General features: G+C 66.5%; 25 protein-coding genes. 16 read left to right on the top strand and 9 right to left on the bottom strand.

The annotated features are described in order from the left end of the window. The first annotated feature begins 172 nt into the window (after positions 1 to 172). The 3 genes from MHZ91_RS01340 to pyrF are packed head-to-tail and all read left to right on the top strand — an operon-like array spanning position 173 to position 2,764. Complete coding sequence (locus tag MHZ91_RS01340) at positions 173 to 571, top strand: diacylglycerol kinase (RefSeq protein ID WP_056325453.1); 399 nt, start codon at positions 173 to 175, stop codon at positions 569 to 571. A 49-nt stretch (positions 572 to 620) separates the two neighbouring features. After that, positions 621 to 1,940, top strand: coding sequence for an NAD(P)/FAD-dependent oxidoreductase (locus MHZ91_RS01335; RefSeq protein ID WP_175137539.1), 1,320 nt, complete (start codon positions 621 to 623; stop codon positions 1,938 to 1,940). A gap of 5 nt (positions 1,941 to 1,945) precedes the next feature. Continuing rightward, positions 1,946 to 2,764: an orotidine-5'-phosphate decarboxylase gene (gene pyrF, locus MHZ91_RS01330; protein WP_175122568.1), complete on the top strand. Its 819-nt coding sequence runs from the start codon at positions 1,946 to 1,948 to the stop codon at positions 2,762 to 2,764. 135 nt (positions 2,765 to 2,899) lie between these two features. Here the strand turns inward: pyrF and MHZ91_RS01325 are convergent, their stop codons facing one another. The 6 genes from MHZ91_RS01325 to ribBA all read right to left on the bottom strand — a co-directional run bounded on the left by MHZ91_RS01325 (position 2,900) and on the right by ribBA (position 7,344). Next, positions 2,900 to 3,466 (bottom strand): CinA family protein, encoded by a 567-nt coding sequence (locus MHZ91_RS01325; RefSeq protein WP_218342909.1) that lies wholly within the window; start codon positions 3,464 to 3,466, stop codon positions 2,900 to 2,902. Further along, positions 3,463 to 3,969, bottom strand: coding sequence for a phosphatidylglycerophosphatase A (locus tag MHZ91_RS01320; RefSeq protein WP_239211970.1), 507 nt, complete (start codon positions 3,967 to 3,969; stop codon positions 3,463 to 3,465). The genes MHZ91_RS01325 and MHZ91_RS01320 overlap by 4 nt, the downstream gene beginning before the upstream one ends. Positions 3,970 to 4,032: 63 nt before the next feature. Then, positions 4,033 to 4,998 carry a thiamine-phosphate kinase gene (thiL, locus tag MHZ91_RS01315; protein ID WP_239211753.1) on the bottom strand — a complete coding sequence of 322 codons (966 nt, stop codon included), beginning with the start codon at positions 4,996 to 4,998 and terminating at the stop codon, positions 4,033 to 4,035. A 151-nt stretch (positions 4,999 to 5,149) separates the two neighbouring features. Further along, on the bottom strand, positions 5,150 to 5,659 hold the full coding sequence (gene nusB, locus MHZ91_RS01310; protein ID WP_175122565.1) for a transcription antitermination factor NusB: 510 nt from the start codon (positions 5,657 to 5,659) through the stop codon (positions 5,150 to 5,152). Further along, positions 5,628 to 6,158, bottom strand: a complete 531-nt coding sequence (gene ribH / locus MHZ91_RS01305; protein WP_175122564.1) for a 6,7-dimethyl-8-ribityllumazine synthase — start codon at positions 6,156 to 6,158, stop codon at positions 5,628 to 5,630. Before ribH ends, nusB begins: the two co-directional genes overlap by 32 nt. A gap of 10 nt (positions 6,159 to 6,168) precedes the next feature. Continuing rightward, on the bottom strand, positions 6,169 to 7,344 hold the full coding sequence (ribBA, locus tag MHZ91_RS01300; protein WP_175137536.1) for a bifunctional 3,4-dihydroxy-2-butanone-4-phosphate synthase/GTP cyclohydrolase II: 1,176 nt from the start codon (positions 7,342 to 7,344) through the stop codon (positions 6,169 to 6,171). Positions 7,345 to 7,492: 148 nt separating this feature from the next. Here ribBA and MHZ91_RS01295 point away from each other — a divergent pair, with 148 nt between their 5' ends. From MHZ91_RS01295 to MHZ91_RS01255, 9 genes are all read left to right on the top strand, one after another. After that, positions 7,493 to 8,311, top strand: a complete 819-nt coding sequence (locus tag MHZ91_RS01295) for an HAD-IIB family hydrolase (RefSeq protein WP_239211721.1) — start codon at positions 7,493 to 7,495, stop codon at positions 8,309 to 8,311. A 20-nt stretch (positions 8,312 to 8,331) separates the two neighbouring features. Next, positions 8,332 to 9,147 carry an IclR family transcriptional regulator gene (locus MHZ91_RS01290; RefSeq protein WP_105240545.1) on the top strand — a complete coding sequence of 272 codons (816 nt, stop codon included), beginning with the start codon at positions 8,332 to 8,334 and terminating at the stop codon, positions 9,145 to 9,147. A gap of 147 nt (positions 9,148 to 9,294) precedes the next feature. Further along, the gene (gene phnD / locus MHZ91_RS01285; protein ID WP_056558855.1) at positions 9,295 to 10,293 is read left to right on the top strand and encodes a phosphate/phosphite/phosphonate ABC transporter substrate-binding protein; all 999 of its coding nucleotides are present in this window, start codon (positions 9,295 to 9,297) and stop codon (positions 10,291 to 10,293) included. A 6-nt stretch (positions 10,294 to 10,299) separates the two neighbouring features. Continuing rightward, positions 10,300 to 11,070 (top strand): phosphonate ABC transporter ATP-binding protein, encoded by a 771-nt coding sequence (gene phnC, locus MHZ91_RS01280; RefSeq protein ID WP_175122561.1) that lies wholly within the window; start codon positions 10,300 to 10,302, stop codon positions 11,068 to 11,070. Beyond that, complete coding sequence (gene phnE / locus MHZ91_RS01275) at positions 11,067 to 11,954, top strand: phosphonate ABC transporter, permease protein PhnE (protein ID WP_239211719.1); 888 nt, start codon at positions 11,067 to 11,069, stop codon at positions 11,952 to 11,954. The genes phnC and phnE (MHZ91_RS01275) overlap by 4 nt, the downstream gene beginning before the upstream one ends. After that, positions 11,951 to 12,775 (top strand): phosphonate ABC transporter, permease protein PhnE, encoded by an 825-nt coding sequence (phnE, locus tag MHZ91_RS01270; protein WP_175122559.1) that lies wholly within the window; start codon positions 11,951 to 11,953, stop codon positions 12,773 to 12,775. The genes phnE (MHZ91_RS01275) and phnE (MHZ91_RS01270) overlap by 4 nt, the downstream gene beginning before the upstream one ends. 283 nt (positions 12,776 to 13,058) lie before the next feature. Further along, positions 13,059 to 14,717 (top strand): CYTH and CHAD domain-containing protein, encoded by a 1,659-nt coding sequence (locus MHZ91_RS01265; RefSeq protein WP_239211717.1) that lies wholly within the window; start codon positions 13,059 to 13,061, stop codon positions 14,715 to 14,717. 275 nt (positions 14,718 to 14,992) lie between these two features. Continuing rightward, positions 14,993 to 15,190, top strand: a complete 198-nt coding sequence (locus MHZ91_RS01260) for a hypothetical protein (RefSeq protein WP_239211715.1) — start codon at positions 14,993 to 14,995, stop codon at positions 15,188 to 15,190. A 46-nt stretch (positions 15,191 to 15,236) separates the two neighbouring features. Further along, positions 15,237 to 17,432, top strand: coding sequence for a phosphocholine-specific phospholipase C (locus tag MHZ91_RS01255; RefSeq protein ID WP_239211712.1), 2,196 nt, complete (start codon positions 15,237 to 15,239; stop codon positions 17,430 to 17,432). 210 nt (positions 17,433 to 17,642) lie between these two features. Here the strand turns inward: MHZ91_RS01255 and ftsY are convergent, their stop codons facing one another. Beyond that, entirely contained in the window at positions 17,643 to 18,695 is a 1,053-nt protein-coding gene (gene ftsY, locus MHZ91_RS01250) for a signal recognition particle-docking protein FtsY (protein ID WP_239211711.1), read from the bottom strand. A gap of 451 nt (positions 18,696 to 19,146) precedes the next feature. Here ftsY and rsmD point away from each other — a divergent pair, with 451 nt between their 5' ends. The 4 genes from rsmD to MHZ91_RS01230 all read left to right on the top strand — a co-directional run bounded on the left by rsmD (position 19,147) and on the right by MHZ91_RS01230 (position 21,858). Further along, positions 19,147 to 19,752 (top strand): 16S rRNA (guanine(966)-N(2))-methyltransferase RsmD, encoded by a 606-nt coding sequence (rsmD, locus tag MHZ91_RS01245; protein ID WP_175122810.1) that lies wholly within the window; start codon positions 19,147 to 19,149, stop codon positions 19,750 to 19,752. A gap of 18 nt (positions 19,753 to 19,770) precedes the next feature. Further along, positions 19,771 to 20,274 carry a pantetheine-phosphate adenylyltransferase gene (coaD, locus tag MHZ91_RS01240; RefSeq protein ID WP_056325406.1) on the top strand — a complete coding sequence of 168 codons (504 nt, stop codon included), beginning with the start codon at positions 19,771 to 19,773 and terminating at the stop codon, positions 20,272 to 20,274. Between the two features lie 112 nt (positions 20,275 to 20,386). Then, complete coding sequence (locus tag MHZ91_RS01235; RefSeq protein ID WP_006391351.1) at positions 20,387 to 20,638, top strand: YfhL family 4Fe-4S dicluster ferredoxin; 252 nt, start codon at positions 20,387 to 20,389, stop codon at positions 20,636 to 20,638. Beyond that, entirely contained in the window at positions 20,635 to 21,858 is a 1,224-nt protein-coding gene (locus tag MHZ91_RS01230) for a benzoate/H(+) symporter BenE family transporter (RefSeq protein ID WP_239211708.1), read from the top strand. The genes MHZ91_RS01235 and MHZ91_RS01230 overlap by 4 nt, the downstream gene beginning before the upstream one ends. Positions 21,859 to 21,877: 19 nt before the next feature. Here the strand turns inward: MHZ91_RS01230 and MHZ91_RS01225 are convergent, their stop codons facing one another. Further along, positions 21,878 to 22,264: an MOSC N-terminal beta barrel domain-containing protein gene (locus MHZ91_RS01225; protein ID WP_239211705.1), complete on the bottom strand. Its 387-nt coding sequence runs from the start codon at positions 22,262 to 22,264 to the stop codon at positions 21,878 to 21,880. Continuing rightward, the gene (locus tag MHZ91_RS01220; RefSeq protein WP_239211702.1) at positions 22,261 to 24,759 is read right to left on the bottom strand and encodes an AsmA family protein; all 2,499 of its coding nucleotides are present in this window, start codon (positions 24,757 to 24,759) and stop codon (positions 22,261 to 22,263) included. The genes MHZ91_RS01225 and MHZ91_RS01220 overlap by 4 nt, the downstream gene beginning before the upstream one ends. Positions 24,760 to 24,996: the final 237 nt, after the last annotated feature.

Here is a 24,996-nt window from a genome sequence, read left to right as displayed (position 1 = left end):
AGGAAGACAGCTCGATGACAGGACGAAACGGTAAAGTGGCCTTACCAATTGACCAGAATCCTGCGCCTGCTGCCGTTGGGTCACAATTAGGGTTTGCCCATAGGCACGCGGTGTGCCACGCGGGCAACCCTTATCTGTTAAAAAGCCGCCACCACGGCTTTCTTCCGATTCCATGACCCACGATCCGCAACACTCGCCCTTCAAGAGCACCGGCGGCGCGCGCCGCATCCTCAATGCGCTGCGCTATTCCTGGCAGGGCCTGAAGGCGGCCGTCAAATACGAGGCGGCCTTCCGGCAGGAACTGGCCCTGGCCGTGCTGATGATTCCGGCGGCGTTCTTTCTGGGCCGCACCACGGTCGAAGTGTTCTTCCTGGTGGGCGTGGTGGTCATGGTGCTGGCGGCGGAACTGCTCAATTCCGCCATCGAAGCGCTTGCCGATGCGCTGTCCGTCGAACGCCATCCCCTTCTGGGGCGGGCCAAGGACCTGGGCAGCGCGGCGGTGATGCTGCTGCTTATATTCGCCGGAACGGTCTGGGTGGGGGTGGCCATCAGCCGTTTCGTCATGCATTGACACGGGTTCGCACCGCGACGGGGATGCGACTCTATTTATACTGGGAGCCATGATGCCTCAATCGACGTCAGCACCCTCCAAGCGCATCGTCATCGTCGGCGGTGGCGCAGGCGGCCTCGAACTGGCCGCCAAACTGGGCCGTACACACGGCCGCGAACACATCACTCTGGTCGACAGCCGCCCCTTCCATATCTGGAAGCCTTCGCTGCATGAAGCGGCGGCGGGCACGCTGGACATCCACCAGGAAGGCCTTTCGTACCTGATGCTGGCTCACCTGGACGGCTTCTCGTTCACCCAGGGCCGCCTTGAAAGCATCGACCGCGAACGCCGGTTGATCACGGTGGACGCCGTCAACGACGCGCAAGGCCAGGAAGTCCTGCCGCGCCGCGAACTGGCGTACGACACGCTGGTGCTGGCGCTGGGCAGCACGTCCAACTTCTTCAACACGCCCGGCGCGGCTGAACATGCGGTCACGCTGGACACCACCGAAAACGCCGAGCAATTCCGCCTGACCATGCTCAAGGCCATGGCGCTGGTGGACCAGGCCAAGGTGCGCAATCCGTCCGCGCGCCTGGACCTGGTGATCGTCGGCGGCGGCGCCACCGGCGTGGAACTGGCGGTGGAACTGACCGAAGCCAGCCACGTCGTCAGCGCCTATGGCCTGCCGAACTTCCGCGCGGATCGCGATCTGGCGATCACGCTGGTCGAAGGCGCGCCGCGCATCCTGTCCGCGCTGCCCGAAAAGATTTCGGTCGCGGCGACCAAACGCCTGACCGAACTGGGCATCCGCGTCGAGACCTCCTGCCGTGTGTCCGAGGTAACGGACAACACCGTGCGCACGGCCGACGGCCGCGAATTTCCGGCGCAATTGTGCATGTGGGCCGCGGGCATCAAGGGTCCGGCGCTCTTGGCCGACCTGGGACTGCCGCTGAACAAGCTGGGGCAGATCGAAGTCAACGAGCGGCTCGAAACGCCCGACCCGCACATCGTGGCGCTGGGCGATTGCTGCGCGGCGCCCTGGCGCGACGGCCGCACCGTGCCGGCCCGCGCGCAGGCCGCGCACCAGCAGGCTGACTACCTGGCCAAGAAACTGACGGCCCGGCTGCGCAACAACCCCGAGCCCACCGAGCCTTACGTCTACCAGGACCACGGGTCGCTGGTGTCGCTGGGCCAGGACGCCGGCGTGGGCAGCCTGATGGGCAAGCTGGCCGGACGGGGACTGTTCGTAAGCGGTACACTGGCGCGCCTGATGTACATGAGCCTGCACCTGATGCACCACCGCGCGGTGCTGGGCGCCTCGCGTACCGTCTCCCTCGCCCTGGCCCGCCTGCTGATGCGGCGTACGCGCCCGCGGGTCAAACTGCACTGAATCCCATGAATTTCCTGCAAAAACTTGAACACGCCTGGACCACCAGCAACTCGCTCCTGCAAGTCGGGCTGGATCCCGACCCGCAGCGCTTCCCGCGCGAATTGCAGGACAAGCCGGACGCCATCTTCCAGTTCTGCCGCGACATCGTCGACGCTACCGCGCCGTATGCCTGCAGCTTCAAGCCGCAGATCGCGTACTTTGCCGCGCACCGCGCCGAAGATCAGCTCGAAGCGCTGTGCCAGCACATCCGCGACAAGCACCCCGACCTGCCCATCGTGCTGGACGCCAAGCGCGGCGACATCGGCTCCACCGCCGAAAACTACGCCCGCGAAGCCTACGAGCGCTACCAGGCGCATGCGCTCACAGTCAGCCCGTACATGGGCCTGGATTCGGTGGAACCCTACCTGGCGTGGCGCGATCGCGGTGTGATCGTCCTGTGCCGCACGTCCAATCCCGGCGGCTCGGACCTGCAATTCCTGAAGATGGACAATGGCGAGCCGCTGTACCTGCACGTCGCGGGCCTGGTGGCCGACAAATGGAATGCCAACGGACAATGCGGCCTGGTGGTGGGCGCGACGTTCCCGAATGAACTGGCCGCCGTGCGTCAGCGCATCGGCGACGCCCTGCCCCTGCTGGTCCCGGGCATCGGCGCACAGGGCGGCGACATCACCGCCACCGTGAACGCCGGCGCCAACGCGGCGCGCAACGGCATGATGATCAACTCGTCGCGCGCCATCATCTACGCCAGCGGCGGCGACGATTGGCGCGAGGCCTCCGCTGAAGCCGCCAAGGGCCTGCGCGACGCGATCAACGCGGTCCGCTGATTCGTCAGAAGCGGCAAAAGCCGCTGCACGGTGCGTAAAAGCACGGTGCAGCGGCTTTTTTCATTTCAGCGCCGGAAATTTCTGCGCTGGCTTTTTAGCGCCAGGATTCTGCGCCGGTAAAACCGGCGCGGGATTTCAGCGCCGGTTGATCGGCACGCCGGCAAATTCCAGCACCGCCCGCAGCGCGAACTCCACCGCCGCCTGGCGCACCTGCCCCCGGTCGCCCTGGAACACATGCGTCACCGCGCGGCTGCTGATGCCGTCGCCCACCCGCATGGCAAAGCCGAAGCACACCATGCCCACCGGTTTGCCCGGCGTGGCGCCGCCCGGACCGGCGATGCCGGTGGTCGACATGGCGATGTGCGCATTGGGCACGGCCAGCAGCACGCCGTTGGCCATTTCCAGCGCGATGGGTTCGCTGACCGCGCCAAAGTGATGCAGCGTTTCAGGCGACACCTCCAGTTCGGTAACCTTGGCGTCGTTGCTGTAAGTGACGAAGCCGCGCTCGAACCATTCGCTGGAACCGGCCACCGCGGTAATAGCGCCGGCCAACAGGCCACCGGTGCAGGATTCGGCGGTGCCCAGCATCCACCCCTGCTGCCGCAGCACGTCGCCCAATCGTTCGGACAGGCCGAGTATCGTCGCTTCCGACAACTGCGCGGCCGACAGATTGGTCCGCGCGCCTTCAAGCTGATCGTTCATCCCAAGACTCCTGTGCGGGCCACCAGCGCCATCACCAGCAAGGCGTAGCCGGCAGCCACGATATCGTCCCACATGACTCCGAAGCCACCCTTGATATGGGCGTCGAAGAACTTGATGGGTGGCGGCTTGACGATGTCGAACGTGCGGAACAGCACGAACGCCAGCGCCTGCGACAACCAACCGGCCGGCGTCAGCCACAGCACCAGCCAGAACGCCACCATCTCATCCCAGACCATTCCGACATGATCCGGCTGCTGGAGTTCTCGGCCGACGCGATGGCAGGCCCAGCATCCGTACAGAAATGCCAGGGCCAGGAACACGCCGATGGCCAGGTCCGACGCCGCAGGCGCCGCCGCCACCCAGATGCCCCAAGCAAACAGCGTGCCCCAAGTCCCGGAGGCAGGTCGGATCAGTCCGCTGCCAAAGCCGAACGCGATCAGCCGGCCGGGATCACGGCAGACCCAGGACACGGCCGGGTACTCGGCCCGGCTGCGATCGCGCATGGAGGTGGAGTGCTTATCAGTGGAAGACATGGGAGTTGGGTCAGAACGACAAGAGGCCGCGAATCAGTCCGCGGGAAAGTGATCGAAGCCGGCGGGCAGGTCCGCCAGCGGCTGCCCTTGCGCATCAAGGACGGCCACGCCGGGCTGCGGCAGGATCTCGCCCACGCGGGTCACGCGGGCGCCGGCAGACGCGGCGGCCGCCAGCACGGCTTCGCGCCGGGCTGGCGGCGCGGTGAAACACAGATGATAGACATCGCCGCCGCCCAGCAGGGCTCGGCGCAGCGGCGCGGCATCCAGACCGGTCAGCGCGGGCGCCATCGGCAGGTCCGCAAACCGCAGGCAGGCACCCGCGCGGCTGGCGGCCAGAATGTGGCCCAAATCCTGCACCAGCCCGTCGGACAGGTCGATGGCTGCATTCGCGATGCCGCGCAGCGCAAGGCCCAGCGCCACTTGCGGCTCGGGCCACTCCAGCGCGGCGCGCGTGGCGGCCAGGAGAGTGGCATCGGCCGGGTACTGCCCATCCAGAAGCCGGTAGGCCACGTCGGCCGCACCCAGTTCGCCAGACACCCAGATATCGTCGCCCGCCTGCGCCCCATCGCGGCGCAGCGCCTGCCCGGCCGGCACCGCGCCAAACACCGTCACACTGATAGCAAGATCGTGCGCGCTGCGCGTGGTGTCGCCACCAATAAGCGGACAGCCGTGGGCTGCCGCAAGCGCATGGAAGCCTTCAGCAAAGGCGGCCAACCAAGGTTCATGGAGGTGGGGCAACGCCAGCCCCAGCACGCAGCCAATCGGCCGCGCGCCCATGGCGGCGAGATCAGACAGATTCACCGCCAGAGCCTTGTGGCCCAGCGCTTTGGGATCAACATCGGGAAAGAAATGCCGGCCTTCCAGCAGCAGATCCGTGCTGGTGGCCACCTGTTCACCGGGCGGAACAGGAAACAGCGCGCAGTCGTCGCCAACACCTAACAGGTCGGCCGGCGCGGCACGCGTGAAGTAGCGCGCAATCAGATCAAATTCAGACGCCACCGCGCCTCCTAAGCGGCGTTCAAGAATCGCCGTCGACTTCTAACGGGTGCCCCGCAGCGGGGCCGCGCGGATCCGGGCTCCGCCGGTCCGCAGCGGCGCCCCCTGGGGGGAAGCGCGAAGCGCTGCGGGGGGGGGGGGGACTCCGCCCCCCCTATCGGCGTTGTTGCGCCGCGGCCTGGACTTCGTGCGCGCGAACGTCGGCGGCCAGCTTGTCGAGCACGCCGTTGACGAACTTGAAGCCGTCGGTGCCGCCAAACGACTTGGCAAGTTCCACGGCCTCGTTGATGGCGACCTTGTACGGGACTTCGACGTGATGAATCAGTTCGAAGCTGCCGATCAGCAGGATGCCATGCTCAACGGGCGACAACTCGGCCAGCGGGCGGTCGACGTAGGGCGTGAAGCGTTCGCGCAGGGTGGGCGCCTCGCGCAGCACGCCGTGCAGCAAGGTCTTGAACCACTGCGCGTCGGCCTCGGAGAAGTCCTCGGTGTCGCGCAGATGGGCGTCGATCTCGCCGGCGTCCTGCGTGCCTTCGCCGCCGCGCAGCAGCCACGCGTACACGCCCTGCAGCGCGAATTCGCGCGCACGGCGGCGCGCGCTGCGCGCGTTGGCGCGGGCCTGCGCCGCGCTATCAGCGCTGGTCGTCGTCTTCTTCGTCGTCAAAATCTTCGTCCTCGTCGTCTTCGTCTTCGTCTTCTTCCTCGGGTTCCAGCGCTGCCACCAGATTGGCCATTTCGACGGCCACCTGGGCGCAGTCGCGGCCCTTGCCGGCGGCGCGGGCCTGCGCCTGCTCGTCGGTGTCGACGGTCAGCACGCCGTTCGCGACGGGGACGCCGGTTTCGAGGGAGATACGGGTGATTGCCGTGGCCATTTCATTGCTGACCACTTCAAAGTGATAGGTTTCGCCGCGGATGACCGCGCCCAGCGCGATCAGGGCGTCGAACTCGAACGTTTCGGCCATGTGGGACAGGGCCACGCCCAGTTCCAGGGCGCCGGGCACGGTGGCGACCATGACGTCGCGCTCGTCCACGCCCAGTTCGGCCAGTTCCTTCAGGCACGCTTCGAGTTCGGCCTGGCCGATTTCTTCATTGAAGCGGGCGCGTACGATGCCGATGTGCAGCCCTTCGCCGTTCAGGTCGGGGGTAAGGATGTAAGGGTTCATGTGTCGGCCTTCAGTGTGTTGCGGGAGTGTTCTGCGGGTCGCAATCGTAACCCGTAATGGTGAGCGAGAAGCCCGCCATGCTGGGCATCTTGCGCGGCCGGGCGAGGAGCCTCATTTGCCCCACGTTCAGGTCGCGCAGAATCTGGGCGCCGATCCCGTAGGTGCGCAGACCGAAGCGGTCGGCGTTCGCAGGATTGGCCTGCGCCTTCGGGTCGTTCCAACCTGCAATCTGGCCAAACAGATGTTCCGTGGAAGACTGGCAGTTCATCAGCACCAGCACGCCGGCCGGGGCGGCGGCGATGGCCTCGAGCGCCTGGGCCACGCCCCAGCTATGCGGGCTGGCGCCGGTATCCAGCACATCCAGCACGGACGCGGGCTCGTGCACGCGCACCAGCGTCTCGGCGTCGGGAGTCACATTACCATGCACCAACGCCAAATGGGCGGAGCCGGTGGCGGCGTCTTCGTAGGCCACGGCCTCGAACGTGCCCCAGGCCGTCTGCATGGTGCGCTTGCCCACGCGCTTGACGATGGACTCGTGCTCGCTGCGGTATTGGATCAGGTCGGCGATGGTGCCGATCTTCAGGTCGTGCTGGCGGGCGAATTCCACCAGGTCCGGCAGGCGGGCCATCGTGCCATCGGGTTTGAGGATTTCGCAGATGACGGCGGCGGGCGTCAGGCCCGCCATGGCGGTCAGGTCGCAGCCGGCCTCGGTGTGGCCGGCGCGCACCAGCACGCCGCCGGGCACCGCGCGCACCGGGAAGATGTGGCCGGGCTGGACCAGATCGGCCGGCTTGGCGTCGCGCGCCACGGCCACCTGGATGGTGCGGGCGCGGTCGGCGGCCGAAATGCCGGTCTCGACGCCTTCGGCGGCTTCGATGGACTGCGTGAAATTGGTGCCGTAACGGGTGCCGTTGCGAGCGGCCATCATCGGCAGCTCAAGCTGGCGGCAGCGTTCTTCGGTCAGCGTCAGGCACACCAGGCCGCGGCCGTGGGTAACCATGAAGTTGATGGCTTCGGGCGTGACGAATTCGGCGGCCATGACGAGGTCGCCCTCGTTTTCGCGGTCTTCTTCATCAACCAGAATGACGATGCGGCCGGCGCGCAGCTCGGCGATGATCTCGGCAACCGAAGCGATGCCGAAGGATTCCGGCTCGGAGCCGGACAAGGAGGACAACTGGACGGACATGGCGTGACACGTAAACCAGGCGGGAAAGCCCGGATTTTACCGCCCTCGCGGGCCGAACCCCTATTGGCGTCTTGCCGCCCCGTCCGGACAGGGGCATCCGGTTAAACTTTCGCCCGGAGATCCCCCAGAAAAACGAAGGAAAAACCTCATGCAAGCCCTTGCGGCCATGCCTTTGAACGTCGCGGCAGCCGTCCGCGTCGTCTTGACCGACATCGACGACACGCTGACCACCGAAGGCCGCCTGCCGGCCGACGCGTACGCCGCACTTGAACGCCTGGAACAGGCCGGCATCCAGGTCGTGCCGATCACCGGCCGCCCGGCCGGCTGGTGCGACCACATCGCCCGCATGTGGCCGGTGCGCGCCGTGGTCGGCGAGAACGGCGCGTTCTATTACGCCTACGACCGCCAGGCCCGCCGCATGACCACGCACTACTGGACCGACGCCGCCTCGCGCCAGGAAAGCCGCAAGCGGCTGGACGCCATCCGCGACCGCGTTCTGGCCGAGGTGCCGGGCAGCGCCGTCGCCAGCGACCAGGACTACCGCGTGGCGGACCTGGCCATCGATTTCTGCGAAGACGTACCCGCCCTGCCCGACGCCGCCATCAGCCGCATCGTCCAGATCTTTCAGGAAGCGGGCGCGCAGGCCAAGGTCAGCTCCATCCACGTCAACGGCTGGTTTGGCGACTACGACAAGCTCACCATGACGCGCACGATGTTCCAGCGCGAGTTCGGAATGGACGTGGCCGGCGCCCTGGACAGCGCGCTGTTCATTGGCGATTCGCCCAACGACGAGCCGATGTTTGCCTACTTCCCGATCTCGGTCGGTGTGGCCAACATCCAGGCCCAGTTGCACCGCCTGACGCATCGCCCCGCGTTTGTCGCCGCCTTTCATGGCGGCGGCGGCTTCGTCGAAATGGCCGACCGGCTGCTTGCCGCCCGTCAGTCCTCCCAAGTCCAGCCGGCCTAACGGCTTAAGGTCAGCACACCGTGGCAACTTCCAAGACCGCGGCGCCCGCCGCCAACGACGGCCGCCGCAGCATCCAGTCCATCGAGGTCGGCGTGCCGCTGCTGGCCGCGCTGGTCGACGCGGGCAAGCCCCTGACGCTGCGCGACCTGGCGGCCGGCGCGGGCATGACGTCCGCCAAGGCGCACCCGTACCTCGTGAGCTTCATCCGCGTCGGACTGGTGCAGCAGGACGCCGTCACCGGCCAGTACGAGCTGGGTCCCTTCGCCCTGCAGATGGGGCTGGTCAGCCTGCAGCGCCTGGATCCGGTGCGTGTCGCCATGCCGGAAATCGCCAAGCTGCAGTCCGACATCGGCCACACGCTGGGCATCGCGGTGCTGGGCTCGCACGGCCCCACCATGATCCATATGACCGAAGCCAGCTATCCGGTCCACGTGAACATGCGCAAGGGCACCGTGATGTCCATGCTGCACACCGCCACCGGCCTGGTGTTTGCGGCGTGGCTGCCGCCCAAGGTCAGCGAGCACTACATCGCGCGCGAAGAAGGCGACACCGCCGTCATCGCCAGCGTGCCGCCGCCCCGCAAGGCCTCCCGCGCCAACATCGAGGCGCAACTGGCCGACATCCGCGTGCACGGCATGGCCCGCGCGCTGGGCAATCCGCTGCCGGGCGTGGACGCGCTGTCGGTGCCGGTGTTCGACAACACGGGCAGCATCGTGCTGGCGCTGACCAGCCTGGGTCCCACCGGTCTGTTCGACGTGTCGTGGGACGGCGCGATCGCGCGTCCGCTCATCGCGTGCGCCCAGGAAATCTCCCGCAAGCTGGGCTTTCGCGGCTGAGCGCGTTTTCGCGCAATAACGAACACAAAGCGAACAAAACGAACAAAAGACGAAAAGAAAGGCAGGGACTTTCCCGAGTGTGCCGTCCCCCGTTGTGTGTTTGAATTCAGCAAAGATTCAATTCATACCTACACGAGGAGACACACGATGCAAGCCTTGCGTCTTATGCAGGCGGCCGCGCTGGCCGCATTCGCTTTTGGAGCTTCCGCCGCCCAGGCCGCCGACACCTGCTCGAACCGCGGCGATCTTGACCAGATGTATTGCGACTCGAACAAGGACCTGGTGGCCGACACCCCCACCGACGCGTCCAAGCTCAAGACGCCTTCCACGCTGGTGTTCACCTACACGCCGGTCGAAGATCCGGCCGTGTACGAAGACATCTTCAAGCCCTTCACCAAGCACCTGTCCGAATGCACGGGCAAGCGCGTCGTGTTCTATCAGGTGCAGAGCAACGCGGCTGAAATCGAAGCCATGCGCTCGGGCCGCCTGCACGTCGGCGGCTTCTCGACCGGGCCCACCGCCTTTGCCGTGAACATTGCCGGCGCCGTGCCGTTTGCCGTGAAGGGCTATGCCGACGGCTTCCAGGGCTACAACCTGATCGTCATCGTCAAGAAGGACAGCCCCTACCAGAAGCTGACCGACCTGAAGGGCAAGAAGCTCGCGCACACCGCGCCCTCGTCGAACTCCGGCCACATGGCGCCCGTCGCCCTGTTCCCGAAGGAAGGCCTGACGCCCGACAAAGACTACAAGGTCATCTTCTCCGGCAAGCACGACCAGTCGGTCATGGGCGTGAACTCCGGCGACTACGACGCCGCCGCCGTGGCATCGGATGTCTTCAAGCGCATGGTCGAACGCGGCCAGGTCAAGGAAGCCGATTTCCGCATCATCTACACCAGCGAAAAATTCCCGACCTCGTCGTTCGCCTACGCGCATGACCTGGAACCGAAGTTCCGCGACCAGATGCTCAAGTGCTTCTACGACTACCGCTTCCCGCCGGAAATGTCCAAGGCCTTCGACAACGCCGACCGCTTCTACCCGGTGACGTACGAGAAGGACTGGGCCATCGTCCGCCAGGTCGCTGAATCCGGTGGCGAAAGCTTCAACCGCGCGGCCTACGACCGCGAATCCGCAAAGAGCAAGAAGTAATCCAGCATGACGACGTCGCTACGCATTTCCGGCCTGGTCAAGGAATACCGGGCCGGCCGGCCGGTACTGAACGGCATTGACCTGCAGATCGCCGGTCAGGGGCTCACCGCCATCATCGGTCCTTCGGGCACCGGCAAAAGCACTCTCCTGCGCTGCATCAACCGGCTGATCGAACCCACCAAGGGCGAGATCATCCTGCAGTCCCAGGACGGCACCGTGGACCTGGCGCAAGTGCGCGGCGCGTCGCTGCGCCGCGCGCGCCGCCGCATCGGCATGGTGTTCCAGGAATACAACCTGGTCGAACGCCTGACCGTGATGGAAAACCTGCTGACCGGCCGGCTGGGGTACACCTCGGCCATGAAGGCCTGGATGCGCCGCTTCGAGCCCGAGGACATCGAGCACGCCTACAAGCTGCTCGACACCGTGGGCCTGGCCGGGTTTGCCGACCAGCGCGCCGATGCGCTGTCGGGCGGCCAGCGCCAGCGCGTGGGCATTGCCCGCGCGCTGATGCAGCGCCCGCAGGTGCTGCTGGCCGACGAGCCGACGTCGTCGCTGGATCCCAAGACCTCCGTCGAAATCATGGAACTGCTGTCCGCGCAGGGCAGCGCCTCGGGCATCCCCGTCATCGTCAACATCCACGACGTCGAACTGGCGCGCCGCTATGCCACGCGCATCGTGGGCATGTCAGGCGGCCACGTAGTCTACGACGGCGACGGCCAGGGCCTGGACGCGACCATGCTCAAGACCATCTACGGAGGCGAGTCTTGGCTGGAATGACGCAACCCCGGGCCGGCATCCGCCCCTTCGCCATGTCGGGGCGCGCCAAGGCAGGCGTGCTGCTGCTGGTGCTCTACACCGTCTATGCCGCCGCGCAGCTGGACTTCAGCTGGTCGCGCTTCGAAGCCGGCATGGGCCATGCGTCGACGTTCCTGGCGCGCATGTTCCCGCCCAATTTCGAAAAGCCCGCCACCTTGTGGAAGGGCATCGCCGAAAGTCTTGAAATCGCGGTCCTGGCGTCGATGCTGGGCATCTTCCTTGCCCTGCCCGTGGGCCTCCTGGGCGCGCGCAACCTGATGCCCGCCTGGATTTCGTGGCCCGCGCGTTCGATCGTCGCGCTGTGCCGCGCGCTGCACCCGGTCATCGTCGCCATCCTGTTCGTCAAGGCCGTGGGCTTTGGCGCGCTGGCCGGCATCCTGGCGCTGACCGTCGCGTCGATCGGCTTCATCGGCAAGCTTTTCACCGAAGCCATCGAGGAAATCTCGCTCAAGCAGGTCGAAGCGGTTCGCGCGACCGGCGCGTCGTTCTCAAACGTCATCGTGTTCGGCGTGCTGCCGCAGGTGTTCGCGCGTTTCATCGGCTTTGCCACCTATCAGTTCGACTCCAACCTGCGCAACTCCACCATGGTGGGGATCGTGGGCGCGGGCGGCGTGGGCGGCACGTTGTTCTCGGCCTTCCAGCGCTTCGATTACGACTTCGTCAGCGCCATCCTGCTGACCCTGATCGCGATCATCATGCTGGGTGAAATCCTGGCCGGCTTCGTGCGGGCGGTGTTCCTGGACAACCTGGGCTTTGACCGCATCCTGCAAAGCCGCTTCGCTGGCGCCCGCGGTCTGGGCAACAGCAAGCCGACGGCCGCGCGCAAGGCGGAGGTGGAAGAATGAACGCCCACGTCTCCCCCTTGAACCCCGCCGGCCAGCCGCGTGTCTGGCAGCGCTACAGCATGGGCCAGCGCCTGCTGCGCTTTGCGCTGTACCTGCTGCTCGTGGCGGCGGTTGTGCAAGCGATCCGCGGCGTGGAGGTCATCCCCGAGTTCCTGTATGACGCACCGGAACAGATGGCCGACCTCTTCCGCCGGATGTGGCCGATCGACTGGGCCTACTACCCGGATGGCGTACACGCGGCCCTGATCGAAACGCTGCACATCGCCACCTTGGGCACCATTCTTTCGGTGTTCATGGCGGTGCCGGTGGGTCTGCTGGCGGCCAACAACCTCACGCCCAGCAAGACCATCAACATGCTGGCCCGCCTGATCCTGGTGTCCAGCCGTTCGGTCAACTCGCTGGTGTGGGCGCTGCTGTTCATCGCCATCTTCGGACCGGGCGCCCTGGCCGGCACGCTGGCCATCGCCTTCCGCTCGATCGGCTTTGTCGGCAAGCTGGTTGGCGAAGCCATCGAGGAAGCCCAGCGCGGCCCCATCGAAGCCGTCACGGCCACCGGCGCAAGCAAGGCCTCGGTAATCTGGTACGCCTACTGGCCGCAGATCCGCCCCGCGTTCTGGTCCATCGTGCTGCTGCGCTGGGACATCAACGTGCGCGAATCCGCGGTGCTGGGACTGGTCGGCGCCGGCGGCATCGGCATGGCGCTGGATACCGCGCTGAACCTGTTCCAGTGGGACCGCGTCGCGCTGGTGCTGGCCGCGATCTTCGTAGTTGTCGTGCTGGCCGAAGTCATCATCACCCAGGCGCGCAAACGCATCCTGTAGCGCCGCCGCACCGCTTTACGCCTGTCGGTTCCCCTGACTCGCGCTCCCTTCGCCGCCCCACATGGGGCGGCGTTTTCTTTGAGCGAGCGCGTTCCGGTGACTACATCCGCACTTTCCTTTCTGTTCGCCAGCAACGCAAAAGCGCCTCGTCGCCCTTGATGGGCCGCCTTGTTTTTGCGCCGCGATCACGTCTATGCTCAATGTGAACAAAATATGAACGGTCATCAAAACGCACCCCCGCCTTGATTAACATCTTGGCTTTTGCCGTTGGACACCCGCTGCCATGTCGGAACAGGAATTGAAACTGCACGTGCCCACGGCTTCACGCCAGGCCGTGCTGCGTGAAGTCAAGCAACGCGAGGCCACGCGCATTCGCTTGCATGCCATGTATTTCGACACGCCGGAACGCGAGCTTGCGCGGGCGCGCATCGCCATCCGGCTGCGGCAGGAAGGCTCCGATTGGGTGCAGACGCTGAAGATGCCCGGCGCCGATGCGATCTCGCGCATCGAGATGAACCACCCGCGGCCCGGTCCCGTGCTCGACCTGTCCGTCTATGCCGGCACCGACGTCGAGGGCCCGCTGTCCGCCATCAAGGGCGAACTCGGCCTGCGCTACGAAACCGACGTGCAGCGCCTCTTGCGCAAGATCCGCACGCGCTTCGGCACGGTGGAGCTGGCCTACGACACCGGCATCCTGCGCGCCGGCGCGCTGGAATTGCCGATCTCTGAACTGGAATTCGAACTGGTGTCGGGCCGTCCCGCCGCCATCTTCGCGGCGGCGCGCGGCTGGCAACAGCGTCATGCGCTGATCCTGGACCCCCGCAGCAAATCCGAACGCGGCGACGCGCTGGCCCAGTTGGCGAATCGCCTGGCCGAGGTCGACGCTGCTGCCGGCGATGACCACGAAGCGCGCCGCGCGCAGGCCATCGCCCAGTTCTGGTCCCCGCGCGGCGCGTCGTCCGTGAAGCTGCGCGACGACATGACGCCGCCGCAGGCCATGGGCGCGATCGCGGCCGAATGCCTGGACCAGATCTGCCGCAATGCGGCGGTGCTGGCCGAGGTCGACACCGAAGGCGTCTACCGCGCCGGCAACTCCGAACACGTGCATCAACTGCGCGTCGGCGTGCGCCGGCTGCGGTCGGCCTGGAAGCTCTTCGACGGCTGGATCGCCCCGGTGCCCGACGCGCTGCTGCAGGGGGTGCGCACGCACTTCGCAGCGTTCGGCGCCAACCGCGATCAGGACGTGCTGAACGAGACCGTCGCCCCCGCGCTGCTGCGCGCCGGCATGCCCGTGATCCCCATGGAAGCCGCGCCGCCCGACGAAGACGCGCAGACCATCGCGGGCGGCCAGGCCTTCCAGGCATGGTTGCTCACGCTGCTGGAATGGTCGCTCGACGTGCCGCCCGTGCAACCCGACACGGACAGCCAGACGATTGCCAACGGCACGCCCAGCGACGCCGCGCCCGAGCCCGCCATCCGGCTGGAAGGCGGTGTGGCCGGTCCCATCGTCAAGCCCACCATCATCCCGATGCTGACGCCGGAACCCGAGCCGCAGCACCTGCACAAGCTGCTCGCCCGCCGCCTGCACCGCTGGCACGACAAGGTGGCCGACCAGGGCACGCATTTCGCAGCCCTGGACATCCCCGCCCGCCACGATCTGCGCAAGCGCGGCAAGCGCCTGCGCTATGGCCTGTCGTTCGCTGAATCGCTTCTGCCCGCCAGCAAGCTGCGCGGCTATCGCAAGCTGCTGTCCCGCGTGCAGGACGTGCTGGGTGAAATCAACGACCTGGCGATGGCAAAGGACTACTACCAGTCGTGTACGGAGACGCATCCGCAAGCCTGGTTCGCGCTGGGCTGGATCAGCGCACGCCTGGAAGAGTTGGTCGTCGAAGCGCAGCAGGCCTTCGACGACCTCGCGCGCAGCAAACCGTTCTGGAAGTAGCGCGCATCGCGCGCGTTTAACCCATGCGAAAGTCCCGCGTTGAATTCGATTTCACCTGGACACGCATCTAGCATGGCGTTTCAAAAAAGTGCCGCCTGACAGCTTCGCGTCAGGCCCCTGTCAATTCGTCGACATCCGGCGTGCCAATACTCATTGGCTGTCGTCCGGACACACTGCCGGGCGCATTCGTGGCCCGCAGCTTCCGCCCGACACTCGTCCTGTGTGACGGCGCCACGGCCAGCGCGGGCCGTCCGCCCATCCACGCACACGGACTCATGCAAACCACTTCCCCCTTGCTGGTCATTGCCAGACGCGGCCTCGCGGCCTGCTGTGCGCTTTCGCTGGTGTTCACGCTTGCCGCCTGCAGCGGCGACGACGACACGGACGAACCGGCGCCGCCGCCCCCTACCACGACGCCCACCACGCCCACGACGCCCGCCCCGGCTACCTGCGCGGCGCATTGTGCGCCATGATGCCGGCAGTGCTGCCGTTTCCTGCAAACTCCAGACAGAACAGCCAATGACGATCGACGCCTCCAAGAGAAAGTTCTTCACGACCACGCTCGGCGCCACCGCGGCGATGAGCGCGTTGTCGATGTTTCCGCCCAGCATCCGCCGCGCCCTCGCGATTGAAGCCGACAGCCCCACCGGCACCATCCAGGACGTCAAGCACGTCGTGATGCTGATGCTGGAAAACCGCTCATTCGACGGCTACTTCGGCACCTTCCCGGGCGTGCGCGGCTTCGGCGACCGCTTCCCCATTCCGCTCGCCAACGGCAAGTCGGTATTCCATCAAACGCGCAGCGACGGCACGCTGGAACTGCCTTATCACCTGGACGCGCGGCTGGGCAACGCGCAGCGCGCGGGCAGCACGCCGCACTCGTGGCCCAACTGTCAGGCCGCCTGGGACCACGGCCGCATGAACCGCTGGCCCAGCGCCAAGCAGCCGTTGTCGATGGGCTACTACGAGACCGCAGAAGTGCCGTTCCACCGCGCGCTGGCCGACGCCTTCACGCTGTGCGACAGCTACCACTGCGCCATGCACGCAGGCACGATTCCCAACCGCCTCTTTTTCTGGACGGGCACCAACGGTCCCAGCGGCGACAACGTGTCGGTCGTGATGAACGAGATGAACGACGGCGCCGACGTGGGGCCTTCGACCGAGGGCTGGACCTGGACGACGTACGCCGACCGCCTGCAGCAGGCCGGCGTGAGCTGGAAGGTCTACCAGAACATCCCCGACAACTTCGGCTGCAACGAGATGATGAGCTTTCGCCACTGGCGCGCCGAGATCGAAAAGATGCCGGCGGACCGTCAGGTCACGAACCAGGGCGGTCCCGCGTACAACCCGGCCATCGACGACCAGTTCAGCCCATTTGCCAAGGGCTTTGGCAACACCATGCCGGACGGCGGTCTGCTGCAAAGCCTGCGCGACGACGTGATGAACGGCACGCTGCCCGAGGTGTCGTGGATCATCCCGCCGGCGGCGTATAGCGAGCATCCCGGCCCCTCGAGCCCCGCAAAGGGTGCGTGGTACATCCAGGCCGCGCTGGACGCGCTGACGCAGTCGCCCGAGGTCTGGAGCAAGACCGTGTTCCTGGTCACGTACGACGAGAACGACGGCTTCTTCGACCACATGCCCACACCCAGCGCGCCGTCCCGCAACGACGACGGCACGCTGGCGGGCAAGTCCACGCTGACGGACGCCGAGATGGCCTTCGAGTACAACACCTACACGCCCGCCACGCCCAAGCAGTTGACCGCCGATGGCAAACCCTACGGTCCCGGCATGCGCGTGCCGATGTGGGTGATCTCGCCGTGGAGCCGTGGCGGCTGGGTCAATTCGCAGGTGTTCGACCACACCTCGGCGTTGCGCTTTCTTGAACAGCGCTTCGGCGTCATGGAACCCAACATCAGCGCGTTCCGCCGCGCCGTGTGCGGCGACCTCACGTCCACGCTGAACTTCGTGTCGCCCAACAGCGCGCCGCTGCCCACGCGGTCCGGCCGCAGCACCAAGACGGACGCCGACGGCCTGACGACCTGGCAGGAAGCGCAACCGGCCATCGCCATCCCGGCGCAACAGACGCTGGCTCCGCAGGCGCAAGGCACACGGCCCTCGCGTGCGTTGCCGTATGAACTGCACACCAGCGCCCGCGAGGACGTGCGTGAGAACCGGGTCCGGCTGCTGTTCGCCAACGCCAGCTCGGCCAAGACCGCCGCTGTCTTTCATGTGTACGACAAGCTGCATCTGGACCGCATCCCGCGCCGTTATGTGGTTGAAGCGGGCAAGTCGCTGGACGACGCGTGGGACGTGTCAGGCGACGCGGGCAAGTACGACCTGTGGGTGCTGGGCCCGAACGGTTTTCACCGCGCGTTCGCAGGCGATCTGATGCAGGCGGGCGGCGCACAGCCGGAGATCCAGGTGTGCTACGTGCCTTGTGATGATCCGCAGGTGCTGGTCAAGCTGCACAACAACGGCGCGACGGCTTGCACGTTCACCGTCAAGGCGATGGCGTACCGCGGCGACGGGCCTTGGACTGCGACGGTCGAACCTGGACAGACCGGCGAGCTTGCGTGGCCGGTCAGCGACAGCGGCCAGTGGTATGACTTCGCGGTTGCTTGCGAGGGGTATGCGGCGTTCCAGCGGCGCTTTGCCGGTCGGATGGAGACGGGCAAGGATCTGATCAGCGATCCGGCGATGGGTCAGGTCGGGTAAGGCGGACGCCCGCGCTGCGGGTGGCGCTGGTGGCGCTGCGCCTGGCGCCGTTGGTGGACGCCGCTGACGGCGCCGTTCGCAGCGCTATTCGTGGCTGCGCGTGCCCCGGAAACGACAACGGGACGGCGCTTTCGCGTCGTCCCGTCAGATGGGTCTTCCTGGGCCTTTATGGCCTCTTGCAAGACAGCGATGAGTTCCGAATGAACGGACTCAGTCGGCCAGCAACGCCGCCGCGAACTCGTCCGCCACGAAGGGCTGCAGGTCTTCCAGGCTTTCGCCGACGCCGATCCAGTACACCGGCACCGGACGCACGCCTTGGCTGCCGGCTGCGACGGCGGCCAGCGTGCCGCCCTTGGCGGTGCCGTCCAGCTTGGTCACCACCAGGCCGGTCAGGTTGATCGCGGCGTCAAACGCGCGGATCTGCGCCAGCGCATTCTGACCCGTGTTGCCGTCCACCACCAGCAGCACCTCGTGCGGCGCGCTGGCGTCCGCCTTGCCGATGACGCGGCGGATCTTCTTCAGTTCTTCCATCAGGTGCAGCTGCGTGGGCAGACGGCCGGCCGTATCCACCATCACCACGCCCATGCCGCGCGCGCGACCGGCATTCACCGAGTCGAACGCCACGGCGGCGGGATCGCCGCCATCCTGCGAAATCACGCTGACGTTGTTGCGGCTGCCCCATTCCACCAACTGCTCGCGTGCGGCGGCGCGGAACGTGTCGCCGGCGGCCAGCAGCACGCTGGCGCCCTGGCGCTGGAACGTATGCGCCAGCTTGCCGATGGACGTGGTCTTGCCCGCGCCGTTCACGCCGGCAATCATGACCACCAGCGGTTGCGTGCGCTTCAGATCAAAGGCGCGCTCCAGCGGACGCAGATGATCGGCCAGCAGTTGGCGCAACGCCGTCTTCACCTTGGCCGGGTCTTCAATGCGTTCCTTCTTGACGCGCGCGCGCAGCGCCGTCAGAAGCTTCTCGGTGGCCTCAAGGCCTGCATCGGCCATAATGAGGGCCGATTCGAGTTCCTCGAACAGGTTCTCGTCGACCTTCACGCCGACAAAAATGCCGCCGATGCTTTGGCCCGTGCGGGACAGTCCTTGCTTCAGGCGCGACAGCCAGGAGGCCTTTTTGGGCGCCTCGGCGGGTGCGGGTTCCTGGACAGCCGGGACAACCGGCGCAGGCGCCGCGACAGGCGCGAGCGTTGATACCGGCGCAGGTGCCGGGGCCGCAGGAGCAGGTGCCGGGACTACAGGCGCAGGTGCCGGCACGGGCGCGACGACCGGTGCAGGCGCCGGGACGGGCGGCTGCGGTGCGCGGAACGGCTCAGTGGCGGGCGTGGCGCCAGCGGCTGCTGCAGACGCCGCAACCGGTGCGGAAGCCGGCGCGGTACGGGTGAGGGACGGCGCGGCCGGAGTCGGAGTCGGCGCAGGCTGTGCAGACGTCGTCGCCGGCGCAGGCGTTACCGAGACGGCCGGCGCTGGCGTAGGCGCAGCCGGGACCGGCGGGGTTACTGGCGCCGGAACAGGCGCAGTGACCGGCGCTGCAACCGGCGCAACCGGTTCCTGACGAAGCTCGGGAGCAGCCGACGCAGGCGCCGGGCTGGACGGAGCCGAAGACGGCTCCGCGGGCGCGACTGGCGCGTCGACAACCTCCGGCGGCGACGCGGGCTGAGCCGGCGTGGCGGGCGGAGGGGATTTTTTCTTGAAGAAGCGGCTAAACATGGGTAACAAGTATATTCGTATCGTCGGGGGCCAATACAGGCGCACCCCCATCGCCGTGCCCGACGTGGAGACGCTGCGTCCCACGCCCGACCGGGTCCGCGAAACGCTTTTCAACTGGCTTACACACCTGTGGGGCGGCGAGTTCGCCGACAAGCAGGTGCTGGATCTTTTTGCCGGCAGCGGCGCCCTGGGCTTCGAGGCGGCCTCGCGCGGCGTGGCGCATGTGCAGATGGTCGAGCGGGACAGGACCGCCGCGTCCGCGCTGCGGACACTGCGCGACAAGCTCAAAGCCGACATGATACGCATCCATGTGGGCGATGCGATGCAGGTCGCCGAACGGATGGATGCGTCCCGGTTTGACCTCATCCTGCTGGATCCGCCCTTTGGACAGGGCTGGCTGCCGCGCCTGTGGCCGATCCTGCCGGGCATTCTGACCGATCATGGACTAGTCTATGTCGAGGCGGAATCCGCCATCGAAGCCCCCGAAGGATTCGAGATTCTGCGGCAGGACAAGGCCGGCGCCGTGCACTTCCATCTTCTGGAATTTGCTGCATTGCGCAAATCGATCAATAATCCGGCTTCGGAGGATGGTGTACACCACTAATAACGGTACGGAGCTCGCATGATCATCGCTGTTTATCCCGGCACTTTCGACCCGCTGACCAGGGGCCACGAGGACCTGGTTCGCCGTGCAGCCACGCTTTTCGACAAAGTCGTGGTGGGGATCGCCACTAGCCGCAACAAGAAGCCCTTCTTCAGCATCGACGAGCGCGTGGATATCGCGCGCGAAGTGCTGGGGCACTATCCCAACGTGGAAGTGCAAAGCTTTGGCGGCCTGCTCAAGGACTTCGTGCGTGAACAGAATGGCCGCGTCATTGTGCGCGGGCTGCGCGCCGTGTCCGACTTCGAATACGAATTCCAGATGGCCGGCATGAACCGCCATCTGCTGCCGGACGTCGAGACGCTCTTCATGACGCCGTCCGACCAGTACCAGTTCATCTCGGGCACCATCGTCCGCGAAATCGCCCAGCTTGGCGGCGACGTCAGCAAGTTCGTGTTCCCGTCGGTCGAGCGCTGGCTGCAGGAAAAGGCCAAGGAACGCCGCGAACAGTCCTGGCCGGGCTGAAGCCCCGTCTGCAACATCCCCGAAGGGGCGCGCAAGCGCCCTTTTCGCGCTTTCCGGGCCCCGGCCGCCCGGCGCTACAATGGCCGGGCCAATCGCCTTTCCGTTGCCCATCATGGCCCTGACCATCACCGAAGAATGCATCAATTGCGACGTTTGCGAGCCCCAGTGCCCGAACGACGCGATCTCCATGGGCGAGGACTACTACGTCATCGACCCCGACCGGTGCACGGAATGCGTCGGCCATCACGACGAGCCCCAATGCAAGGTGGTCTGTCCCGTGGAGTGCATCGAGCTGCACCCGCAATGGAATGAAGGCCAGGAGCAACTCATGGCCAAGTACCGACGCCTGACCGGTGCCGCATGAGCGACGCGGCGCCGCCCAGCATCAACCTTTCCCCCTCCCCGCACCACGCCCGACGCGACATTTCCGCGTCCGCGGTCGCTGCCGGGCTGGTCGCCGTCCTGGTCAGTTTTGGCGGCACTGCCGTGCTGATGGTGCAGGCGGGTCATGCCGCGGGCCTGGATGCCGCACGCATCGGCTCGTGGATCGGCTCGCTAAGCCTGGTGCTAGGCCTGGGCGGCGCGTTCTACAGCCTGCGCACGGGCCTGCCCGTGGTCATGGCGTGGTCCACGCCCGGCGCGGCGCTGCTCGTCACCGCGCTGGCAGGCGTCCCCTTCAATGAAGCCGTCGGCGCCTTCGTGCTGGCAGCCGGCCTGACGCTGGCCTGCGGGCTGTTCGGCTGGATCGATCCCATCCTGCGCCGCATTCCCGGCGAGGTCGCCGCCGCCATGCTGGCCGGCGTGCTGCTCAATTTCGGCATGGGCATCTTCAGCAACATCAACAAGCAGCCCGCGCTGGTGTTGGCCATGTGCGCCGCATACCTGCTGTGCCGCCGCTGGGCGCCGCGTTACGCGGTGCTGGTGGTGATGGCCGTGGCCGTGGCCATGGCGGCCGGAATGGGCCTCATGCGGGTCGACCAGCTGGATTGGCGCCTGACCGAATTCGTATGGACCACGCCCGCATTCAGCGCGCAGGCCGCGGTCAGCCTGGGCATTCCGCTCTTTGTCGTGGCCATGGCGTCGCAGAACCTGCCCGGTCTGGCCATCCTGCAGGCCGCAGGTTACCGTCCGCCCGCATCGCGCCTGGTCGCCGCCACCGGCCTGCTGGGCCTGGTGGCTGCCCCCTTCGGCGCGCACAGCGTCACCATGGGCGCGATCAGCGCGGCCATCTGTACCGGCCCCGAAGCGCATCCTGATCCGGGCAAGCGCTACATTGCCGCCGCCACCTACGGCGTCAGCTACGTCGCGCTCAGCATCGTCGCGGGCGCGGTTGCGGTCTTCTTCCAGGCGCTGCCCGCCGCGCTGCTGGCGGCGCTGGCCGGACTGGCGCTGCTGGGCACCATCATGGGCGGCATGGCCGCCGCCATGGCCAATCCGCAACGGCGCGAAGCCGCGCTCATCACGCTGCTTGCGACCGCGTCGGGATTCAGTTTCTGGGGGATTGGGTCGGCCTTCTGGGGCCTCGCGGCGGGCCTCGTGGCTCACACCGCTTTCGAATACAGGCGCGCCCGAGCGGGCGCTTGAAAACCGGGGCTGGCTGCGTTCAGGCCGGCCAGGCGGACACGGGCGTGTCCGGGTGCACCTTCATGATGCGGCAAGGCACCTGTACGAAGTTCGAGATCCAGGCCGCGGCCAGCTCGCCTTCGTCAATGACGTCAATGGTCTGCTCGCCCACCATCATGCTGTAGCGCACGCTGTCGTCGTCTTCGATCACGTCCAGCGGGATGTCCATGCGCAGCATGCCTGGCGCCTTCAACACCAGGTAGCCCAAACGCAAATCCACCGACACCTCGGCCAGGCGGGGGCACAGCTCGCGGTTCAACCACTGCCCCGAATCATTGGCCACCAGCCACTGGCGGTGATAGCCGGCCGCCTGGACCTGCGTCGTCACGCCGCATTCGGCGATCGGCTGGAACTGTTCTGCGCTCATTTGCCCAGCAATCCTTTCAAGGCCTTGTCCACCGCGGCGCCGCTCTTGCCCTTGCCGGAGACCGCTTCCTTGAGCTTGTTCTCCAGGCTGCGCTTCAGAATGCCGCCGATGGCGTCCTTCCAGAGCAGCGTGTACGAAGGGTTGTCGAACGGGCCCTTGAAATGGACGGGAATGGTCACGTCCTTCAGGTCGATCAGTTCCTTGCCATCGGGATTCGCCGCCGGGTTGATGACCCGAGCGCGCGCCACCAGATCCAGCTCGCTCTTGACGAAGTCGATGCTGGCCGGCTCGCCCTGCGTGACCCGCAGCAGCGGCGACACGAAGTTCAGGCGCTTGACGGTGGCAATGCCCTTGGCGATGGCGAAGTCCGCGTCCAGTTCCGAGAACTGCGTCTGCTTGCCCGTGTCCGCAGCCACCGTTTCGTTCTGCGCATCCGGCGAGAAGCGGGCTTTCAGGTCGCGCAACGTCTGCGTCAGATCGATGCCCTTCACGGCGCCATCCCGCAGCTTCAATTGCAGCGTGCCGCCCAGGCCGCTCTTCATCGCGTAGATGTTGGCGCCGCCGGTCTTCAGGTCCAGCGACAGGTTACCCGTGCCGCTCAGCACGTTGCGCTTGGCCAGATCCACCAGCAGCGGTTCGATTGCGATGCCGGCCAGCGTCATCTTGGTGGCGATCTGATTGCCCTGCGCCGCGTCCACGGACAGCGCCCCCGCCAGCTTGCCGCCGTAGAGGCCTGCCGCGAGGTCGGAGATGTCGAGCTTGCCCTTGTCCAGCTTGACCGAGGCCGAGACTTCGTCGGCCTTCAAGCCGCGGACCACCAGCTTGCCCACCTTCAGCGTGCCGTTGACGCTGGGGCCGACCAGCGCCGACAGGTTGATCGTGTCATCGACCGGTGCGGCTGGGGCCGGGGCCGGCGCGGGCTTGCTGTCGTCCTTTTTGCCGTCCGCGGGCGGCTTGGGCGGCGCGGCCACCACGGGCGGCACCAGCTTGTCCAGATCCAGCGTGTCCACGACAAGCGCGAACTTCATCTGCGGCGTGTCGGTCAGTTTCGTGATGTCGGCGCTGAGGTCGAACTTGCCGCCTTCCAGCACCGCGTTGATCTTGCTGGTGGCCTGATCCTTGAGCAGGTCCACCGTCAGGCTGCCGATCACCGGAATCTGCAGGCTGCCCTTGGGCAGGCCGGGATCGGTGATGTTCACGTCGCCACGCAGCGCCGACATGGCGCCGCTACGCATCAGCAGGTTCAGGCTGAGCGGTGACGCGAAATTCAGCTTCACCACACGGTCGCCCTTCTTGGACGTGCTGTCCAGCTTGGCTTCCTTGATATCCAGTTCGCCGGCATTTCCGCTGATGCCGTTCAGGCCGAAGCTGGCATCCAGGCCGCTGATCCGCACCCGGCCCGTCAGGGCCTCGCCGGTAGCCGACGCGGGGGAAATATTGAGCGCCGGCGCATCGACGGCCAGTTCGAAGGGGCCATCAACCACGCCGCCCTTGGCGCGCACGGCAAGCTTTTCGATCTGGAGTTGGCTCTTGTGCGGATCGATCGCCAGCTTGGGGATCGCCACGCTGGCTTCCACATTGGTCGCCTTGACCGAGGGTTCGGTCACGTCGCCCTGGAACAGCAGTTCCAGGCCACCGACGTCCAACGCGGACTTCTGGCCGTTGAACGCCAGGTTGCCGCGCATCACCAGGCTCTTGGCCTCGGCGCCCGGCAGCTTGCCGTCCATGCGCAGGTCCAACCGCTGTGCGGCATAGCGCTTGGCGGAAGGGTCCAGCGTCAGCAGCGCCTGGCCGGTCAGGTTGGCATCCACGCGCGGATAGCCGCCTTCGACGCGCGCCGTCATGCGCACGTCGAACGGCTGATTGAACGTGACGCGGCCGGTGTTGGCGTTGATGCGCGTCACCGCGACCGCCATGCCCGTTATCGCGTCCTGCATCTGCACTTCGCCGTCCTTCAGGTCCAGGCCGGCGATGTCGATCTGCATATTGTTGCGCGACGGCGGCATGTTGCCGCTGGTGATCGCCTGCGCGGCGGTCTGGGCCGCGCCCACCAAGGCTTCGGCCGGATTGCTGGGGGCATCGGTGACCGGCTGCGTGCCGCCGACCAGATTGCTGAAATTGAATTGGCCCTGCTTGTCCCGCACGACGCGCGCCTTCAGCCCGCTGATGGCGACGTGGTCCACGACAAAGCTGTTGGACAGCAGCGGCCACACGGCCACGGCAAGGCGCGTGCTCTCGATGGAGGCAAACGTGTCCGTGCTATTGGGTTCGGACAGGGAGACGCCCTGCACATACAGGCCGATCCGCGGGAAGAGCGATAGCTCGATCTCGCCGTCGATCGTCAACGTGCGTTGATAGCGTTCCTGGACAAGCTCTTCCAGCTTGTACTTGTACGCGTTGGGGTCGAATGTCAGCAAGAAGATGGCCAGGCCGACGACGGCCACGACAACCAACACTACCAGGCCTATCAAAATGCGCTTGAACCACGTTTTCATTGCTGCCCCGTCGGTACCTCGACTGGAAATCCTTGATACCGCCCACCGCGCCACGCGCGGGGAAGGTGCGTTGCCGGCGGAAGACCGCTGGCCTATTGAACTGTCTGCAATCCTGGGCTTGCCTGTCAGGTTTGCCTTGCCGGGCTTGCCCGGACCGACTTGCCTTGACGGACTTGCCATTCAGAGGCTTGCCTTTCAGGGCGTGTCCTCGCTCCTGCCGAGCCTGCGGCATGGGCG

The sequence above is a fragment of the Achromobacter sp. ACRQX genome (assembly GCF_022346505.1).
Taxonomy (GTDB): domain Bacteria; phylum Pseudomonadota; class Gammaproteobacteria; order Burkholderiales; family Burkholderiaceae_B; genus Achromobacter; species Achromobacter animicus.
Note: the sequence above shows the minus strand (reverse complement) of the source record. Positions and strands in the feature narration are given on the sequence as shown.

Coding starts and splice junctions, on each gene's coding strand:
- MHZ91_RS01230 (WP_239211708.1), top strand. CDS start 20,635: ATGAGCGACGCGGCGCCGCCCAGCATCAACCTTTCCCCCTCCCCGCAC.
- MHZ91_RS01260 (WP_239211715.1), top strand. CDS start 14,993: ATGCAAACCACTTCCCCCTTGCTGGTCATTGCCAGACGCGGCCTCGCG.
- MHZ91_RS01295 (WP_239211721.1), top strand. CDS start 7,493: ATGCAAGCCCTTGCGGCCATGCCTTTGAACGTCGCGGCAGCCGTCCGC.
- ribH (WP_175122564.1), bottom strand. CDS start 6,158: ATGAACCCTTACATCCTTACCCCCGACCTGAACGGCGAAGGGCTGCAC.
- pyrF (WP_175122568.1), top strand. CDS start 1,946: ATGAATTTCCTGCAAAAACTTGAACACGCCTGGACCACCAGCAACTCG.
- phnD (WP_056558855.1), top strand. CDS start 9,295: ATGCAAGCCTTGCGTCTTATGCAGGCGGCCGCGCTGGCCGCATTCGCT.
- MHZ91_RS01255 (WP_239211712.1), top strand. CDS start 15,237: ATGACGATCGACGCCTCCAAGAGAAAGTTCTTCACGACCACGCTCGGC.
- MHZ91_RS01325 (WP_218342909.1), bottom strand. CDS start 3,466: ATGAACGATCAGCTTGAAGGCGCGCGGACCAATCTGTCGGCCGCGCAG.
- MHZ91_RS01225 (WP_239211705.1), bottom strand. CDS start 22,264: ATGAGCGCAGAACAGTTCCAGCCGATCGCCGAATGCGGCGTGACGACG.
- MHZ91_RS01340 (WP_056325453.1), top strand. CDS start 173: ATGACCCACGATCCGCAACACTCGCCCTTCAAGAGCACCGGCGGCGCG.
- phnE (WP_175122559.1), top strand. CDS start 11,951: ATGAACGCCCACGTCTCCCCCTTGAACCCCGCCGGCCAGCCGCGTGTC.
- phnC (WP_175122561.1), top strand. CDS start 10,300: ATGACGACGTCGCTACGCATTTCCGGCCTGGTCAAGGAATACCGGGCC.
- MHZ91_RS01335 (WP_175137539.1), top strand. CDS start 621: ATGATGCCTCAATCGACGTCAGCACCCTCCAAGCGCATCGTCATCGTC.
- MHZ91_RS01235 (WP_006391351.1), top strand. CDS start 20,387: ATGGCCCTGACCATCACCGAAGAATGCATCAATTGCGACGTTTGCGAG.
- rsmD (WP_175122810.1), top strand. CDS start 19,147: ATGGGTAACAAGTATATTCGTATCGTCGGGGGCCAATACAGGCGCACC.
- MHZ91_RS01320 (WP_239211970.1), bottom strand. CDS start 3,969: ATGCGCGATCGCAGCCGGGCCGAGTACCCGGCCGTGTCCTGGGTCTGC.
- MHZ91_RS01220 (WP_239211702.1), bottom strand. CDS start 24,759: ATGAAAACGTGGTTCAAGCGCATTTTGATAGGCCTGGTAGTGTTGGTT.
- phnE (WP_239211719.1), top strand. CDS start 11,067: ATGACGCAACCCCGGGCCGGCATCCGCCCCTTCGCCATGTCGGGGCGC.
- ribBA (WP_175137536.1), bottom strand. CDS start 7,344: ATGTCCGTCCAGTTGTCCTCCTTGTCCGGCTCCGAGCCGGAATCCTTC.
- MHZ91_RS01265 (WP_239211717.1), top strand. CDS start 13,059: ATGTCGGAACAGGAATTGAAACTGCACGTGCCCACGGCTTCACGCCAG.
- coaD (WP_056325406.1), top strand. CDS start 19,771: ATGATCATCGCTGTTTATCCCGGCACTTTCGACCCGCTGACCAGGGGC.